The organism is Psychrobacter sp. GW64-MNA-CIBAN-0177, from assembly GCF_040309585.1.
GTDB lineage: Bacteria > Pseudomonadota > Gammaproteobacteria > Pseudomonadales > Moraxellaceae > Psychrobacter > Psychrobacter okhotskensis.
Window position 1 is genome coordinate 1 of the sequence record NZ_JBEOOY010000112.1, and the last position, 300, is coordinate 300.

Sequence of the window (300 nt, forward strand, 5' to 3'; positions counted from 1 at the left end):
ATTAAATGCATATCAACGTAAAAGTCATCCACATTGTCATGTAGATGCACAAACAACCGCAGCCGTTCTAGATGAATACTGTTGCCAAGTGCCTGCGATTATTGTGGTTGCTTTAATGGATACGCTTAGTGGCACACTCTGTGAAGAGCCAAGCGCCCATAAACTTTACCACAGAGCTGCAGAGCTGACAGAGCGTCCATGCGTTCATCGCGAGCAAACAGCTAACGCCTCTGCAGCGTAAAATGCTGCCCTTTAAAAGTGCTCGATAACCTTGTTGGCAAATTGTTTGCAACTTAAGGT

At 45.3% G+C, this 300-nt stretch carries 1 protein-coding gene; it reads left to right on the top strand.

Annotated features, from left to right (window positions below; all coding sequences use genetic code 11):
* A partial coding sequence (locus tag AAEY79_RS14395) for a hypothetical protein (protein ID WP_352288953.1) occupies window positions 1–241 on the top strand: 241 nt, incomplete at its 5' end.
* Between the last annotated feature and the right edge of the window lie 59 nt (window positions 242–300).